This is a genomic window from Paractinoplanes pyxinae, assembly GCF_026626335.1.
GTDB classification, from domain to species: Bacteria; Actinomycetota; Actinomycetes; order Mycobacteriales; family Micromonosporaceae; genus Actinoplanes; species Actinoplanes pyxinae.
The window spans coordinates 284,046-300,873 of the sequence record NZ_JAPNTZ010000013.1; the positions used below are offsets into that span (position 1 = coordinate 284,046).

At 71.5% G+C, this 16,828-nt stretch carries 13 protein-coding genes; 11 read left to right on the plus strand and 2 right to left on the minus strand.

From position 1 onward, the window contains the following. Positions 1–26: 26 nt before the first annotated feature. Together ppc and OWR29_RS33850 are read left to right on the plus strand one after the other, a co-directional pair. On the plus strand, positions 27–2,822 hold the full coding sequence (gene ppc, locus OWR29_RS33845; protein WP_267567450.1) for a phosphoenolpyruvate carboxylase: 2,796 nt from the start codon (positions 27–29) through the stop codon (positions 2,820–2,822). Between the two features lie 132 nt (positions 2,823–2,954). Further along, the gene (locus OWR29_RS33850) at positions 2,955–4,337 is read left to right on the plus strand and encodes a cellulase family glycosylhydrolase (RefSeq protein ID WP_267567451.1); all 1,383 of its coding nucleotides are present in this window, start codon (positions 2,955–2,957) and stop codon (positions 4,335–4,337) included. A gap of 70 nt (positions 4,338–4,407) precedes the next feature. On the opposite strand, the gene OWR29_RS33855 is transcribed toward OWR29_RS33850, so the two are convergent. Then, entirely contained in the window at positions 4,408–5,169 is a 762-nt protein-coding gene (locus OWR29_RS33855) for a hypothetical protein (RefSeq protein WP_267567452.1), read from the minus strand. Positions 5,170–5,299: 130 nt separating this feature from the next. On the opposite strand from OWR29_RS33855, the gene OWR29_RS33860 reads away from it, so the two are divergent. The 5 genes from OWR29_RS33860 to OWR29_RS33880 all read left to right on the plus strand — a co-directional run bounded on the left by OWR29_RS33860 (position 5,300) and on the right by OWR29_RS33880 (position 9,325). Further along, a complete protein-coding gene (locus OWR29_RS33860) occupies positions 5,300–6,214 on the plus strand; it encodes an ABC transporter ATP-binding protein (RefSeq protein WP_267567453.1) in 915 nt (304 codons plus the stop codon). After that, complete coding sequence (locus tag OWR29_RS33865) at positions 6,207–7,070, plus strand: ABC transporter permease (protein WP_267567454.1); 864 nt, start codon at positions 6,207–6,209, stop codon at positions 7,068–7,070. Before OWR29_RS33860 ends, OWR29_RS33865 begins: the two co-directional genes overlap by 8 nt. Further along, positions 7,067–7,978 carry an ABC transporter ATP-binding protein gene (locus tag OWR29_RS33870; RefSeq protein WP_267567455.1) on the plus strand — a complete coding sequence of 304 codons (912 nt, stop codon included), beginning with the start codon at positions 7,067–7,069 and terminating at the stop codon, positions 7,976–7,978. The genes OWR29_RS33865 and OWR29_RS33870 overlap by 4 nt, the downstream gene beginning before the upstream one ends. Then, complete coding sequence (locus OWR29_RS33875; protein WP_267567479.1) at positions 7,978–8,688, plus strand: ABC transporter permease; 711 nt, start codon at positions 7,978–7,980, stop codon at positions 8,686–8,688. The genes OWR29_RS33870 and OWR29_RS33875 overlap by 1 nt, the downstream gene beginning before the upstream one ends. A gap of 142 nt (positions 8,689–8,830) precedes the next feature. Further along, complete coding sequence (locus tag OWR29_RS33880; protein ID WP_267567456.1) at positions 8,831–9,325, plus strand: DUF4352 domain-containing protein; 495 nt, start codon at positions 8,831–8,833, stop codon at positions 9,323–9,325. A 1-nt stretch (position 9,326) separates the two neighbouring features. Here OWR29_RS33880 and OWR29_RS33885 read toward each other — a convergent pair whose 3' ends face one another. Beyond that, positions 9,327–10,625 carry a glycoside hydrolase family 26 protein gene (locus OWR29_RS33885; RefSeq protein WP_267567457.1) on the minus strand — a complete coding sequence of 433 codons (1,299 nt, stop codon included), beginning with the start codon at positions 10,623–10,625 and terminating at the stop codon, positions 9,327–9,329. 236 nt (positions 10,626–10,861) lie between these two features. On the opposite strand from OWR29_RS33885, the gene cysC reads away from it, so the two are divergent. From cysC to OWR29_RS33905, 4 genes are all read left to right on the plus strand, one after another. Next, on the plus strand, positions 10,862–12,382 hold the full coding sequence (gene cysC, locus OWR29_RS33890; RefSeq protein WP_267567458.1) for an adenylyl-sulfate kinase: 1,521 nt from the start codon (positions 10,862–10,864) through the stop codon (positions 12,380–12,382). A gap of 141 nt (positions 12,383–12,523) precedes the next feature. Further along, positions 12,524–14,251: a GNVR domain-containing protein gene (locus OWR29_RS33895; RefSeq protein WP_438872695.1), complete on the plus strand. Its 1,728-nt coding sequence runs from the start codon at positions 12,524–12,526 to the stop codon at positions 14,249–14,251. A gap of 5 nt (positions 14,252–14,256) precedes the next feature. Continuing rightward, positions 14,257–15,618 (plus strand): hypothetical protein, encoded by a 1,362-nt coding sequence (locus OWR29_RS33900; RefSeq protein WP_267567460.1) that lies wholly within the window; start codon positions 14,257–14,259, stop codon positions 15,616–15,618. Beyond that, positions 15,615–16,828: hypothetical protein (locus OWR29_RS33905; protein ID WP_267567461.1), on the plus strand; the 1,214-nt coding region annotated here is incomplete at its 3' end. The genes OWR29_RS33900 and OWR29_RS33905, both read left to right, overlap by 4 nt.

A 16,828-nucleotide genomic window follows, 5' to 3' on the forward strand; every position in this document is an offset into this window, starting at 1 on the left:
CACCTTGAGGCGAAGGAGCGCCCCCGATGACTGACCAGCAAGGCCAGCTCGACCCCGACGGCCCCGACGCGGCCCTACGCGCCGATATCCGGCGCATCGGAACGCTGCTCGGGCAGACGCTGGCCCGCCAGGAAGGGCGCCCGCTGCTCGACCTGGTCGAGGAGATCCGCGCCCTGGTCCGCCAGGACCCGCAGGCCGCGGCCGACCGCCTGGCGGCGATGGACGTCACGACCGGCACCAAGCTGGCCCGCGCGTTCTCCACCTACTTCCACCTGGCCAACATCACCGAGCAGGTGCACCGGTCGCGCGACCTGCGCCGGCGCCGCGCCCACGACGGCGGCTGGCTCGACCAGGCGGCCAAGCGGATCGCCGAGCGCGGGGTGCCGGCCGACGAGATCGCCGCCGCCGCGCGCCGCCTCGCCGTCCGTCCGGTCTTCACGGCCCACCCGACCGAGGCGGCCCGGCGCTCGATCCTGTCGAAGCTGCGCCAGCTGGCCGACGCGCTCGACAATGAGGCTTCCGCGGCCGTGCTCTACGGCGCGACCGACACCACCGCCTCGACCCGCAAGTTCGCCGAGCTCATCGACCTGCTGTGGCAGACCGACGAGCTGCGGCTGGACCGGCCCGACCCGACCGACGAGGCCCGCAACGCGGTCTACTACCTCAAGGACCTGTACGCCGAGGCCGCCCCGCAGGTGCTGTCCGACCTGGCCGAGACGCTGCGCCAGCTCGGCGTCGAGACCGCGCCCACGGCCCGCCCGCTGACCTTCGGCTCGTGGATCGGCGGCGACCGCGACGGCAACCCGTTCGTCACGCCCGCCGTCACCCGCGACGTGCTGATGATCCAGCACGAGCACGGCATCCAGGCCACCGAGGCCGCGATGGACCAGCTGATCGACATGCTCTCGGTGTCGCGGCGGCTGCGCGGGGTCTCCCTCGACCTGTCCGCCTCGCTGGCCAAGGACCTGGACAACCTGCCCGAGGTGGCGCCGCGGTTCCGCCGGACGAACGCCGAGGAGCCCTACCGGCTCAAGGTGCGCGCGATCAAGGCGAAGCTGGCCAACACCCGCTCCCGGCTGCGCAACGGCACCGCCCACGTGCCCGGCCGCGACTACCTGGGCAGCGACGAGCTGATCAGCGACCTCGAGCTGATCCGGGCCTCGCTGGCCCGCAACTCGGGACAGCTGACCGCCGTCGGCGTGGTGGCCACGGCCATCCGTACGGTGTCGGCGTTCGGCCTTCAGCTGGCCACCCTGGACGTGCGCGAGCACGCCGAGAAGCACCACGAGGTGCTGCAGCAGATGTACACACAGGTCGGCGAGGTGGACGACTACGCCGCGCTCGACCGGGCCGAGCGGACCAAGCTGCTGGCCACCGAGCTGACCGGGCGGCGGCCGCTGAGCAGCGCCGACACCCCGCTCACGGACTCGGCCCGCAAGACGTTCGACGTGTTCAACACGATCCGCGAGGTGCAGGACAGGTTCGGCGCCGACGTGGTCGAGACGTACATCATCTCGATGACCCTGGGCGTGGACGACGTGCTGGCCGCGGCCGTGCTGGCCCGCGAGGCCGGCCTGGTCGACATCCACACCGGGCGGGCCCGGGTCAACATCGTGCCGCTGCTCGAGACGCCGGCCGAACTCGACGCCGGTGGCGATCTACTCGACGAGATGCTGTCGCTGCCGGCCTACCGCGAGATCGTGCGGGCCCGCGGCGACGTGCAAGAGGTCATGCTCGGCTACTCCGACTCCAACAAAGAGGGCGGCATCACCACCAGCCAGTGGGGCATCCACAAGGCGCAGCGCTCGCTGCGTGACGTGGCGGCCCGGCACGGCGTTCGGCTGCGGCTCTTCCACGGCCGCGGCGGCACCGTCGGCCGTGGTGGCGGTCCGACGCACGAGGCGATCCTGGCTCAGCCGTACGGCACGCTGGACGGCGCGATCAAGGTGACCGAGCAGGGCGAGGTCATCAGCGACAAGTACACGCTGCCCGCCCTGGCCCGGGAAAACCTGGAGCTCACCGTGGCCGCGGTGCTGCAGGCGACGCTCCTGCACACCTCGCCCTCCGTCGACCTCGAGCGGCTGGCCCGCTGGGACGCCACTATGGACACGGCGTCGGAGGCGGCGTTCAAGGAGTACCGCTCGCTGGTCGAGAACCCGGACCTGCCCGCGTACTTCTGGGCGGCCACCCCGACCGAACTGCTGGGCGCGCTCAACATCGGCTCCCGCCCGGCCAAGCGGCCCAACACGGATGCCGGCCTGGGCGGCCTGCGGGCGATCCCGTGGGTGTTCGGCTGGACCCAGACGCGGCAGATCGTGCCGGGCTGGTTCGGCGTGGGCACCGGTCTCAAGGCGGCCCGCGAGGCCGGCCACACCGAGACGCTGCAGGAGATGTACGGCAACTGGCAGTTCTTCCAGACGTTCGTGTCCAACGTCGAGATGATGCTGACCAAGACCGACCTCACCATCGCCCGGCGGTACGTCGAGACCCTGGTGCCGGAGAATCTGCGCCCGATCTTCGCCACCATCGAGGCGGAGTACGAGCTGACGGTGCGCGAGATCCTGGCCGTCACCGGCACCTCCTCGCTGCTCGAGAACCAGCCCGAGCTCAAGCGCACCCTCGACGTGCGGGACACGTACCTCGAGCCGCTGCACCACCTGCAGGTGGCGCTGCTGCGGCAGTACCGCGACGCGGGCGAGGCCGACCGGCAGACCGTGGTGGCGCCGGGGGCGCGGCGGGTGCCGTCGGATTCCACGGCGCTCGAGCGGGCGCTGCTCACGTCGGTCAACGGCATCGCGGCCGGGATGCGTAACACCGGCTGATTCGGTCCGATTTGGGCGGGCCCGGGATCTGATCCCGGGCCCGTTCCTCTTTGCAGCAGCATCGAGAGACGGCTATGGTGCGTGGGAGCGCTCCCACGTCCCTTTCCCCTCCCCCGATGGAGCCCTATCCCCATGCGCAGATGGAGACTTGCCGCCGGCGTCGCAGTCGCGGTCGCCGCCGCCTCGGTGGCCACGGTCATCGCCCTGCCGGCCGGCGCGGAAACGACCGCCTTCACGGTGACCAGCTCGTGGAGCACCGGTTACCAGGGCCAGGTCGAGGTCCGGAACAACACGTCGTCCACGATCAACACCTGGCGGGTGCAGCTCACCCTGCCCGCCGGCACCACGATCGTCAACTCGTGGAACGCCACGCAGTCGGTCTCGGGCTCGACCTACACGTTCACGCCGGCCGGCTGGAACGCGACCCTGACCGCGGGCGCGACGACCTCGTTCGGCTTCATCGCCAACGGCACCGGGCGACCGACCTTCCCGAGCAGCCCGAGCACCCCGCCCGTGACGACTCCGCCGGTCACCACGCCGCCGGCCACCACGCCGCCGGTGACCACCCCGCCCCCGACCACCACTCCGCCGACCGGCACCACTCCGGTCGCGAGGAACGGTCAGCTGCGGGTGTGCGGTGTGAAGCTGTGCAACCAGGCCGGTCAGCCGGTGCAGTTGCAGGGCATGAGCACGCACGGCCTGCAGTGGTTCGCCGACTGCTACAACGACGCTTCGATCGACGCGCTGGCCACCGACTGGAAGGCCGACCTGCTGCGGGTCTCGATGTACGTGCAGGAGGGCGGCTACGAGACCAACCCGGCCGGCTTCACCGCGCAGGTCAACAGCCTGGTCGAGAAGGCCACCCAGCGCGGCCTGTACTCCATCATCGACTTCCACACGCTGACCCCCGGTGACCCGAACTACAACCTGGCCCGGGCCAAGACGTTCTTCGCCGAGGTGTCGGCCCGGCACGCGGCCAAGAACAACGTCATCTACGAGATCGCCAACGAGCCCAACGGCGTCAGCTGGGCCGGCATCAAGAGCTACGCCGAGCAGGTCATCCCGGTCATCCGGGCCAACGACCCGGACGCCGTGATCATCGTCGGCACCCGCGGCTGGTCCTCGCTCGGCGTCTCGGACGGCTCGAGCTCGAGCGAGATCACGGCCAACCCGGTCAACGCGTCCAACATCATGTACGCGTTCCACTTCTACGCCGCCTCGCACAAGGACAACTACCGGGCCGAGGTGCAGCGCGCGGCCGCCTCGCTGCCGCTGTTCGTCACCGAGTTCGGCACCGTGACCGCCACCGGCGGCGGCCAGGTCGACCTGGCCAGCACCGGCACGTGGCTCGACCTGCTCGACCGCCTGCAGATCAGCTACGCCAACTGGACGTACTCCGACGCCGGCGAGAGCAGCGCCGCCTTCAAGCCCAACACCTGCGGCGGCTCGACCTACGCGGGCACAGGCGTCCTGACCGAATCCGGCGTCTACCTGCGCAACCGGATCCGCGCCTAGGGAGCGAGACCCACGTGCGCCTCGGGCCTTCCCACCAGGCTCGGGGCGCACGTGCACGCATTGGTCGTCGTCAGGCGGCTCGGGCTCGGGCGCTGTCGACCAGGTGGCGGCCGATCACCAGGGAGGGCCGGGCCCAGGCGGCGAGCAGCGCCTCGCGGTTGGCCGTCTGGGCCAGGAACCAGCCGGAGTAGAACGTGCCGGTGGACCACTCGCGGGTCTCGGAGAGCCGGGCCACCTCGGTCAGGCGGTGGCCCAGGCGGCGTGAGACGTAGACGTCGATGCCGAGCCGGCGGCCGGTGGCCAGTGCCGTCGGGGTCGGGGTGGCGTCCTCGGAGTGCAGCACGGCGTAGGCGGGGTCGAGCGCCGTGCAGCAGGCTTCCAAGTAATGCAGGATGGCCGCCTGTCGGTCCTCGGCGGCCGCCTGTTCCTGCTCGTTCCAGAGCGAGCGGGGCAGGGCCAGCGCGCCCGCCTCGACCGTGACGGTGACCGGGTGCCGCTCGGCGGGCGCCGGCTCACCCGGCGTCGGCTCGTACGAGATGGCGGCCGGTCCCACGCCGGGCAAATTCATGGCGACCCGGTACGCGCCACCGTCGCGTAGGCTGCGCCGGACGTCACGGGCCGACCGTCCACCGGCGTACGCGATGTTGGGCGCCTCGGGGACCCGCGAGAACCAGAGCCCGGGCGGGCCGTGGAACATCGCCCCGCTCAAGGTTCCGCCCTGCTCCTCCAGGACGTCGCCCACCGCGGCCGCCGCGGGTTCGGCCCCGGCCCGGTCGAACCATAGGCCGAAGGACAGGAAGACCCCTCCCGGCCACATAGACGTGAGTCTCATGCCTGGACCAACGCGCCGACCGGCGGGAGGGTGCGGGCCCGGAAAGCTGAGAGCGGGCTGAGAGAGCCTGAGGGTGTCTCAGGGTTTAGCCGGATCCGCCTGGGTGCGTGCCCTTCCTAGGCTGAGTGCCGTGACCATCATCGCGACTCAGTCGCTCACGAAGACGTACAACGGCGGGGTGACTGCCCTCAGCGAGCTCACCGTCGACGTCGAGGCGGGCGTGATCGGGCTGGTCGGCGCCAACGGGGCCGGCAAGAGCACGTTCATCAAAATCATGCTGGGGTTGACGGCGCCCACCAGTGGGGACGTGCGGGTGTTCGGGCTCGACCCGGTGACCGAGACCGACCAGGTGCGGGCGCGGGTCGGCTACATGCCGGAGAACGACTGCCTTCCGCCCGACGTGTCGGCGGCCGAGTTCGTGACGCACCTGGGCCGGCTCAGCGGGCTGCCGAGGACGGCCGCGCGCGAGCGGGCCTCCGAGGCGCTGCGCCACGTCGGGCTCTACGAGGAGAGGTACCGCCAGATCGGCGGCTACTCGACCGGCATGAAGCAGCGCGTCAAGCTGGCTCAGGCCCTGGTCCACGACCCCGACCTGCTGCTGCTCGACGAGCCCACCAACGGCCTCGACCCGGCCGGCCGCGACGCCATGCTCAACCTGGTGCACCGCATCGGCAACGAGTTCGGCATCTCGGTCGTCGTCTGCTCGCACCTGCTGGGCGAGGTGGAGCGCATCTGTGACTCGCTGATCGCGATCGAGGGCGGCCGCCTGCTGCGGGCCGACCGGATCTCGGCGATGACGGGCGCCTCCGACGTGCTGGCGGTCGAGGTCAGCGAGGGCACCGACGAACTGGCCGAGGCGCTGACCCAGCTTCAGCTCACGGTGAGCCGCGAGGGCCGGCTGCTGCTCGTGCCGCTCACGGCGGAGTCCGACTACGACGCGATCCTGCGCGCCGTGGCCGAGCTCGACCTGCCCCTGCACCGCCTCGACCAGCGACGCCACCGGGTGGCCGAGCTCTTCACCGCGAAGGAGACGGCCGATGTCTGACGCCGGCGTCATCCATGACATCGGATATCAGCGGTACGAGGGCCCGCGCCTGGGCCGCACCGCGGTGTTCGGAGCCATCTACCAGCACGGGCTGCGCGCCTCGTTCGGGCTGGGCCGCTCGGCCAAGGCCAAGATCTTCCCGTGGCTGGTGGCCGGCATCGTCCTGCTGGTCGCGGTGATCAACGCGGCGGTGAAGGCCCAGGCCAACATCATCCTGTTCGACTACTTCTCGTTCGACGACACGATGAGCTGGCTGGTCATCTTCTTCGTGGCGATCGTGGCGCCCGAGCTGGTCTCGCGCGACATGCGCTCCGGCGTCCTGCCGCTCTACTTCAGCCGTCCGCTGCGGGCCTTCGACTACATCGGGGCCAAGTTCGTCGCCCTGGCCACCGCGGTGTTCCTGCTGCTCGGCGTGCCGCAGCTGATCATGTTCCTGGGCGGGGCGTTCACCACCAAGAACGGCGCCTCCGGGGTGTGGAACGAATTCCTCGACCTGCTGCCGGGCTGGGGCTACAGCCTGCTCTGGGCCGTGCTGTTCGCCTCGATCAGCCTGCTCATCGCCTCGGTCACCGGCAAGCGCGCGTTCGCGGCCGGCGGCATCGTCGCGTTCTTCCTGATGACGGCGCCCATCGTCGGCGTGCTGAGCATCCTGCCCTCGTCCACCGCCCAGCACCTGGCCGGCCTGGCCAGCCCGATGTCGCTGCTCACCGGCGTGCAGTCCTGGCTGCGCGGCAAGAACGACCTCGGCCTGGACGTCGGCGACTTCGGCGTGATCTACGGGATCGAGCTGTTCTGCCTCGTCGTCGCGGCCATGCTGCTGTTGCTGGCCCGCTACCGGAAGGTGGCCTCGCTGTGAGCGTCGTCCAACTCGAGAACGTCTCCCGCTGGTACGGCAACGTCGTGGCGGTCAACGACATCAGCATGACCCTGCAGCCCGGCGTGACCGGCCTGCTCGGCCCGAACGGGGCCGGCAAGACCACGGTGCTGCACATGATGGCCGGCTTCCTCGCCCCGTCGAAGGGCACGGTCACCATCGACAACTCGCCGACCTGGCGCAACCCGGGGATCTACCGCACGCTGGGCCTGGTCGCCGAGCGCGAGGCGGTGCACGGTTTCCTCACCGCGTACGAGTTCGTGCTGGCCTGCGCCAAGATGCAGAAGCTGCCCGACCCGGCCGCGGCCACCCGCCGGGCCCTCGAGATGGTCGAGATGACCAGCGCGCAGGACAGGCGGATCGGCACCTTCAGCAAGGGGATGCGGCAGCGCACCCGGGTCGCCGCCTCGCTCGTGCACGAGCCGCAGGTGCTGCTGCTCGACGAGCCGTTCAACGGCATGGACCCCCGCCAGCGCGTGCACATGATGGAACTGCTGCACAAGCTGGGCGACGAGGGCCACACCATCCTGTTCAGCTCGCACATCCTGGAAGAGGTCGAGCAGCTGTCCGGGCTGGTGCAGGTGATCGTGGCCGGCCGGCTGGCCGCCTCGGGCGACTACCGGCGGATCCGGCGGCTGATGACCAACCGGCCGCACGTGTTCGCCGTGCAGAGCTCCGACGACCGCCGCCTCGCGATCGCGCTGATCGGCGAGAAGTCGGTCAGCGGCATCGAGGTCGAGGCGGACGGCTTGACCGTACGCGCGTCCGACTACGGCAGTTTCACCCGCGTGCTGCCCCGCATCGCCCTCGACCAGGGCATCCGGCTGCGCAAACTGCTGCCGTCCGACGAGTCCCTGGAGAGCGTCTTCTCCTACCTGCTGGAGGCATGATGTCCACGGTCGCCTACATCACCGCGCGCGGGCTGTTCGGCCGCCGCCGGGTGCTGATGCTGCTGCCCCTGCCGTTGCTGCTGATCGGTCTGGCCGTGATCTGCAAGGCGTACGACGTGAGCCCCGACCAGTGGGGGCAGCCGGTCGTGGTCGGGCTCGGCCTGGCCGTCGTGCTGCCGGTCATCTCGCTGATCGTCGGCACCGGCGTGCTCGGCTCCGAGGTCGACGAAGGCACGATCGTGCACATCCTGACCAAGCCGCTGGCCCGCCGCGACATCATCCTGGCCAAGCTGCTGGTGGCGGCCGGGGTCAGCGCGGTCACCGCCGCCGTGCCGCTGTTCGTGGTGGGGGCGCTGGCCAATTCCGTGCGGTTCGGTCTGGCCCTGGTGGTCGGCGCGGTGGCCGGCGCCATCGCGTACTCGGCGCTCTTCCTGCTCCTCAGCCTGCTCTCCCGGCGCCCGGTGCTGCTCGGGCTGGCGTACATCCTGGTCTGGGAGGGCCTGCTGGGCCGGTTCGTCAGCGGCACCCGGGTGCTCTCGATCGAGCAGTACGTCATCACGATCGCCGACAAGATCGCGCCGACCGGCATGCTCGACGGCAAGGTCTCGGTGCCGGTGGCCGTGGTGATGAGCGTGATCTTCGCCCTCGGCGGCACGATCTACGCCATCAACCGGCTGGGCTCGTTCAGCGTTGCGGGCGAAACCAGCTAGAAGCCTTACTCACTTCTGGCCGATCGGCCTGCTGCGGACAGTGACGGGGATGGCTTGGATTCCCCTCATGACACAGCCCGCGCAGGCACCGATCGTTGACGACGGAACGCCGGCTCACCCGAGGCCCAGCCGATGGCCCTGGGTGGCCGGCGTTCTGGTCGTGCTGCTGGCCGCGGGTGGCGTGTGGTACTTCGTGCTGCGCGACCGGGACGACGACCAGCCGATCGTGACGACGGCCGGCGGCGAGCTCAACAAGCCGGTCGCGGACGGGGAGTTCGTCTTCACCATCTCGGGCGTGCGCTGCGGGGTGCCCAAGGTGGGCGACGAGTTCGTCGACCTCGAGCCCGAGGGCTCCTACTGCCTGGTCGACGTGCTGGTGAAGAACGGCGGGACGACACCCGAGTACTTCGACAGCACGTCCCAGAAGGCGTACGACGCGGCCGGCAACGAGTTCGAGACCGACATGCAGGCCGAGGTGTTCGTCAACACCGACGCCCAGAACTTCCTCGATCAGATCAATCCGGGCGCCCAGGTCAAGGGAACGCTGGTCTTCGACGTGCCGGCGAAGACCTCTCTCGTGTCGGTGGTGCTGCACGAGTCGTTCTCCTCGCCCGGCGCCCGGATAGCGGTGCGCTGACCTACCGGCGCGGGGTGACCGCGACCTGGAAGATGGGCAGCCGGCCGAGCTTGCGGTACGCGTCCAGGGCGGCCGGCGTGCTGTCCACCGAGGAGTCCTGACCCTTCTGGTTGCTCGGCGTCTCGAACTGCACCATCGCCTTGATCCGCGGGAACTCGCGGATCTCGCTGCCCATGCGGCGGTAGAACTCGGCCTTGTAGCGCGGGTTGCGCTTGGACGACCAGACACCCCACTCGGCCAGCATGAGCGGCTTGCCCGGGTGCTTGCGCGAGGCCCAGTTGTAGAAGCCGGGCCAGGCCCGCTTGCCCTCGAGCCGGCGGTTGAAGACCTCGGAGAACTGGCCGTGGCCGTAGCCGGGGTCGCTGTAGGCGTACGTGTCGAGCCCGATCCAGTCGACCACGTCGTCGCCCGGGTACATCTGGCTGAACCAGCTCTTCTGCGCGTGCGGCACGTAGGTCATGTGCACCAGCACGCTCACCACGTTGTCGGCCCCCTTGGCCCGCAGCCGCTTGATGACGTGCCGGTACATGGCGGCGTAGTCGCGCGCGGTGTAGCCGGATCCGGCCTTCTCGCGGACGTCGTTCTCGCCCTCGTGGTGCACGGCGAAGAAGAACTGCTCGGGGAAGTTCTTCTTGATGTGCACGGCGAGCCGGTCGAGGAACGCGTCGGTCCTCCGGTCCCCCTTGGCGATCTTGGCCCAGGAGGCCGACTCGGGCTTCCAGTTCAGGAAGAGGATGCGCCGCTGCCCGGGCTGGTGCGCGATCCTGATCTCCTGCTCGGTCGGGAAGAGCTGCCGCGTGCCGCCGTGGTAGGCGTGGTAGATCGCCTGGTGCCGGCCGGTCTTGCGCTCGAAGCGGGCCAGGGCCGAGGGGCCGCGGCTCTCGGTGTGCGCGCCCGGGGCCACGCCCCACAGGATTCCGCAGGTGGGCACCAGGTTGTGCCCGGTGTAGCAGTGCCGGGACCGGCTCGGCTGCACGTCGGTCACGGAACCGGCCGCGACGGCCGGGGCCCGGCGGGCCAAGACGGATGGTTCGCCCGGCGCGCTGGAGATCGCCGTGGGCGGCAAGGCCACACCGCCCACCCGCGCGGCTGCGGCCGACGCCGATGCTGACGCCGACGCCGCCGAGGAGGCCGCGGCCGAGGACGCGCCGGGCGTCGCCGACGACCCGGGCGCCGACGACGAGCGCCAGGCCGGGGCGAGGGCGTCCGGAGTGCCGGGCTGCCCGACCGGCGGCGCCAGGCCGGGCGTGGTGACCGTCGGGTCACCCGACATCTCCACCGGCAGACTGATCTCGCTCACGCCCCCGGTCCAGGCCCAGGCCAAGGTGGCGGCGACGGTAAGGGCAAGCGCGGTGGGAACGGCTGCTACTTGAACTAGCCGGTTACGGCGGGGACGACGACTCACGATCAGCCAGTATTGTGACAAAGGTCCGTTTTGTCTAATACCGGGCGGGAATTGCCGGAGGGAGACCCGTCTCGACCGCGATCGGCGGGGCTGAGAAACTGTCCCCTAATCGGCCGCAGGGGGATACGGAAGTGAATGGTTCGGTGCTGCCCGAGGACGTGCTGCGCGACGCCCCGTCGTACACCCCGCACCCGCATGAGCTGGCGGATCTGGAACTCCTGCTGTCCGGCGCCTACGCGCCGCTGACCGGGTTCCTGGGTCGCGCCGACCTCAACGCGCTGCGGCGGCGGGGGCGGCTCGCCGACGGAACCCCGTGGCCGGTCGCGGTCACCTTGGAGATCCCCGACGAGATCGCCACGCGGCTGGTCCTGGAGGACCCGCTGCACCGCACGGTGATCCTGACCGACCCCGAGGGCGCGCCGGTGGCCGCGCTCGAGGTGAACGACTCCTGGCCGACCGCGGAGCGCCGCTACGGCGTGGGTGGCGTGGTGCGGCCCATGGGCGACGGCGGCCACGGCCCGTTTCAGCGCCTGCGCCGCACGCCCGAAGAGGTCCGCGCCCTGCTGCCACCGGGCCGGGTGCTCGGCGTGATCGCCGACCGGCCGCTGCACCGCCCGCAGCTGGCTCAGATCGCCCACGCGGCCCGCACGCTGGGCGCCCACCTGCTGATCATGATCCCGGTGAGCGGGCCCGGCCCCGACGGCCTGCCGCCCGAGGCGCTGGTGCGGGCGGTCTTCGCGGCCCGCGACCGGATGCCCCCGGCCACGATCGTCGCCGTCCCGCTGCTGACCCGCGGCGACGAGATGCGCGACGCCCTGCTGCGGGCCCGGGTGGCCGGTTCGTACGGCGTGACCCACGTGCTGTCCACGGGCGACATGCTGTCCGGCGGCAACGTCCGGGTGCTCGTGCCACGCGATCTCGCGTACGACAATCGCGACGGCCAGTGGCGCGGACGCGACGACATCCCGCCCCGCAACCGCCGTCTGGCCATGACCCCGGCCGAGGTCGACGACCTGCTCGACCGGGGCTTCCCGCTGCCCGAGTGGCACACGCCCCCGGCCGTGGCCAAAGAGCTGGTGCGGGCCCGTCCGCCGCGCCGCCACCGCGGCCTGGTCGTCTTCTTCACCGGCTTCTCGGGCTCGGGCAAGTCGACGATCGCCCGCGGGCTGGCCGATTCGCTGCGCGAGACCGGCGAGCGCACGATCACCCTGCTCGACGGCGACGTCGTGCGGCGCGAGCTCTCGGCCGGGCTGGGCTTCAGCAAGGCCGACCGGGACGCCAACGTGCGCCGGATCGGCTGGGTGGCGGCCGAGGTGGGCCGGCACCGGGGCATGGCCGTGGCGTGCCCGATCGCCCCGTACGAGAGCGCGCGGGCGGCCGTGCGGGCCATGGCCGTCGAGGCGGGCGCCGGCTTCGTGCTGGTGCACGTCAACACTCCGCTCGAGGTGTGCGAGCAGCGCGACCGCAAGGGCCTGTACGCCCGGGCCCGGGCCGGGCAGCTGCGGGGCATGACCGGCATCGACGACCCGTACGAGGAGCCGGCCGACGCCGAATTGACGATCGACACCACGACCATCACGGTTCCCGAGGCGATCGAAATGGTCGTCGCGTATCTCATTGAGCACGGTTGGGTGGAGCCGAAAATGCAGTAAGCCATCACGTTGGCGGGAGTGAGCCGTTTACCCCTCCGGGGGCGAAACGCCCGATTGTCATAAATCTTCTCACTCCATCCCCGAAAGGGCCGCCAACCGATGGAAGCGTCTCGCCCGGCCGACGTCTCGCATTATCTCGGCGTGTTTCGCCGCCACTGGTGGATCGCGCTGCTGGCGACGGGCGCCGGGCTGGGCGGGGGCGCCGCCCTGACCTCGGCCATGCCGAAGGTCTACCAGTCCTCCACCGCCGTGCTCGTGCAGGCCGTCGACCAGGACACCAACGCTCAGGGCGGCCGCACCAAGGGCATGGTCAACCTGGACACCGAGGCCCAGCTGGTCGGCTCGGGCACCGTCGCGGCCAAGGCCGCCGCCCTGCTGCGCAGCCCTCGCTCCCCGGTCGAGCTGGCCCGGAGCGTGTCGGTCGAGGTGCCGCCCAACACCACGGTCCTCATGGTCACGTTCCAGGCCGGCACGCCCGAGGAGGCTCAGGCCGGCTCGCACGCGTTCGCCGAGGCGTACCTGCGCAACCGCGAGGAGACCGCCCAGAACGGCCTCAACCAGCAGATCAAGACGCTGTCGGCCAAGATCCGGCAGCTCACCACCACGCTCGGCGGGATCAACGCCCGCCTCGCCCGCGCGACCCGGGGCAGCTCGGACGAGAGCAACCTGATGAGCCTGCGGCAGAACTCGCAGAACCAGCTCAACGGCATGACCGGCAAGCTCAACGAGCTGACCACGACCACGATCGGCGCGGGCAGCATCATCGACGACGCCCGTCTGCCGGACACGCCGATCAGCCCCAACCCGATGATCAACCTGGCCACCGGCGGCATGATCGGCCTGCTGCTGGGGCTGGGCCTGGCCTTCGTACGGGAACGGTTCGACCGCCGCCTGCGCACCGCCGCCGACGTGCGCGACCGGGGCCGCATGCACGTGCTGGCCGCCCTCGACGAGCGCACCACCCCGCACTTCGACGACGTCCTGCAGCCCTACGGCGCCGGCGGCCGGGTCTTCAACCGGCTGCGCAACGAGGTGCTGGCCACCCTGCCCCAGGGCGACCAGGTCATCGTGGTCACCGGGGCCAGCCGCGGATCCGCCAGCACCCTCGTCGCGGCCAACCTGGCCGCCGCCCTGGCCCGCACCGGCAGCGACGTCGTGCTGATCGGCGCCCACCTGCCGGACAGCGTGGTCGACGCCGCCCCGCTGGCCCGCATGCTCGGCGTGGCCGCCGTGCCCGGCCTGTCCGACCTGCTGGCGGGCCGGGTCGGCCTGGCCCGCGCCCTGCAGCGCACCCCGCGCATCCCGTCGCTGCGGGTCATCACCACCGGCGGCGCGGCCACCGCGGCCGGGCTCATGCAGTCGCAGCGGCTGCGCGACACCCTGGAGGCGCTGCGCCGCCAGGGCGGCTACGTAGTGATCGAGGCGCCGTCCACGGCCAGCAGCGCCGACGCGCAGAGCCTGGCCAGCCTGGCCGACGCCGCGATCCTGGCCGTCGAGCTGCGCCGCGCCCGCCGCCCCGCCCTGCTCGACGCGGCCGAGCAGCTGCGCCGGGTCGGCACCCCGCTGCTGGGCGCCGTCGTCCTGCCCCGCCTGACCAACCTGCGCGTCCCCGAGCCGACCGGCCCCGCGGTGACCCTGACCCCGCCGTCGCCGGCCAAGCCGTCCCCCCGGCCGGACGAGACGGCCGTCCTCGACCGTGACCTGATGCAGCCCAAGCGGTTCCCGACGAACACCGTCACCAGCAGCGAGAAGGCCGCCGCCCAGCAGGTGCGGCAGCGGATCGCCGACAGCGCCGAGGAGATCACCGCGGTGATCGACATGTCGGGCGTGGCGGACAAGATCGAGAAGCAGGACGGCGACACGAAGTGACAGAGGTGTCGCTGGCTCCGGCCCTCGCCGGCGGCCCGGCTCACATCGCGCGCAAGAACCTGACCCTGCCGGCCTGGCCGGTGGCGAGCATCCTGGCCTTCTATCCGATCTGGTGGGCGCTCGGCCTCGGCGTGCTGATCTTCGCGCTGATGGCCGTGCCGATGCTGTTCCTGCTGATCCGCCGGCGCGCCGCGGGCCGCCCCCTGCACATGCCGCCCGGCTTCGTGTGGTGGGTCGTCTTCCTGGTGGCCGTGGTGGTCAGCATCGGCGCGCTCGGGGCCGACCCGGCGGGCACGGTGGCCGGGCACGCCACGGGCCGCCTGCTGCCGGCCGGTTACAAGGCCCTGATGTACGCGTCGCTGACCGTGCTGCTGGTCTACGCGGGCAACCTGACCGAGGCCGAACTGCCCAAGCGCCGGCTGGTCAAGCTGCTCGGCTGGCTGTTCGTGGTGACCGTCCTGGGTGGGCTGCTCGGGATGGTGGCCGGGAACTTCGAGTTCACGTCGCCCGTCGAGTGGCTGCTGCCGGGCAGCGTACGGAACAAGGGTTTTGTCCAGTCGCTGGTGCACCCGTACGCCGCGCAGATCATGGACATCGTCGGCGACAACCAGCCGCGGCCGGCCGCGCCGTGGGGCTACACGAACACCTGGGGCAACAACTTCTGCCTGCTGGCCGGCTGGCTCGTGGTGGCCGCCTGGCAGTACGGCCGGGGCCGGGCCAAGTTCTGGGCCGTCGTCTGCCTGGTCGTCTCGGTCGCGCCCGCCGTGTTCTCGCTCAACCGCGGCCTCTGGATCGGCGTCGGCGTGCTGGTCGTCTACGTGGCCATCCGCTACGTGCTGGCCGGGAAGCTGTGGATCGTGGGCGCCGTCGCGGTGGCCTCGGCCATGCTGTTCGTGGCACTGGTGGCCACGCCGCTCGGCACGGTCGTCGGCGCCCGGCTCGACAACGGCAAGTCCAACGGCGTGCGCTCGTTCCTCATCGAGCGTGCCCTCGACGGCTTCCAGGGCTCGCCGGTCATCGGCTACGGCGGCACCCGCAACACGCTCGGCGGCCGCAACTCCATCACGGTCGGCGAGAGCGCGGGCTGCGAGCGCTGCGGCAATTTCACCGTGGGCGGCAACGGCCAGTTGTGGCAGCTGCTCTTCGCGCACGGCGCGGTGGGCACGGTGGGATACCTGGGCTTCTTCGCGTACGGGCTGTGGCGCTTCCGCCGCGACCGGAGCGCCATCGGGGTGGCGGCGTCCGGCGCGATCGTCACCTCGTTCTCGGCCATGCTCTGGTACAACTCGCTGGTCACCCCCCTCGCCTTCATGGTCCTGGCGTTTGCGCTGCTCTGGCGCAACTCAACCGAGGGGGAAACGACATGAGTCCGGTGCGGACCGCGCCCGCCGAGCTGACCGCGAAGGACGCCGAGCTGCGCACCCGGTACCTGGCCGAGGTGCTGGACCTCCTCTACCCGCCGCCGTGCCGCACCGACGGCTCGCCCGGCACCCCGATCGCCGAGTACCTGGTGGTCCCGGACGCGCGTAAACCCCGGCTGCTCGTGCCGTCGGGCTCGCGGCGGGTGGCCGCGGCCGCCGTGCGCCGTTACGCCGAACCGCAGTCGCGCATGGCCCGGCTCAAGCGGGAGGCCGTGGTCGCCGCCGTCCGCACCGGCGCCTCGAACGTGCTGCTGCGCGACCGGGTGCGGGTCACCGGGCCGTTCTCGCAGAGCATCGACGGGCACCTGAGCGAGGCGCTGGGCCGCGAGCTGTCGGTCAGCATCCACATCGGACCGGCCCGGGCCAACCGCAAGCCGGTGCTGCAGCTGATCAGCCCGGACGGCGAGACGTTCGGCTTCGGCAAGCTGGGCACCGGGCCGCTGACCCAGCAACTCGTGCGGGCCGAGACGGCGGCGCTCATCTCGCTGGCCAACAGCGGCCTGAGCAAGCTGACCGTGCCCCGGGTGCTGCACTCCGGCAAGTGGCGCGGGCTCGAGGTGCTGGTGCAGTCGGCCCTGCCGGTGTGGCTGCCCCGGGCCCCGCTGAGCCGCCGGCGCCTGGTGGCCGCGATGCTCGACGTGGCCGGGTGCTGCGGGTACACCACCGGCGCGCTGGCCGGCAGCTCGTACTGGCACGAACTGCGCGGGCGGCTCGCGGCGGTCGGCGACCGCCCCGAGGGCATCGGGCTCGCCGCCGCGGCCGAGCTGCTGGTGCGGCGGGCGGGCGACATCGTCTTCCGCTACGGCGCCTGGCACGGCGACTGGGCGCCCTGGAACATGGCCACCGTCGCCGACGCCCTGCTGGTCTGGGACTGGGAACGCTTCGCCACCGGGGTGCCGCTGGGCTTCGACGCCGTGCACCACGAACTGCAGAAGCGCATCCAGGAGACGGCCGACGCCAAGGACGCGGTCGAGGCGACCGTGCGGGGCGCGGCCGAGCTGCTGGCGCCGTTCGGCGTGCCGGTGGCCGGCCGCGAGGTGACCGCCCTGCTCTACCTGGTCGATCTGGCCACCCGATACCTGACCGACCGCCAGGCCGAGGCGGGGGGCCGCCCCCGTGGGGTCGGCGCCCCGCTCCTGCCGGGGCTGGGCCGGGC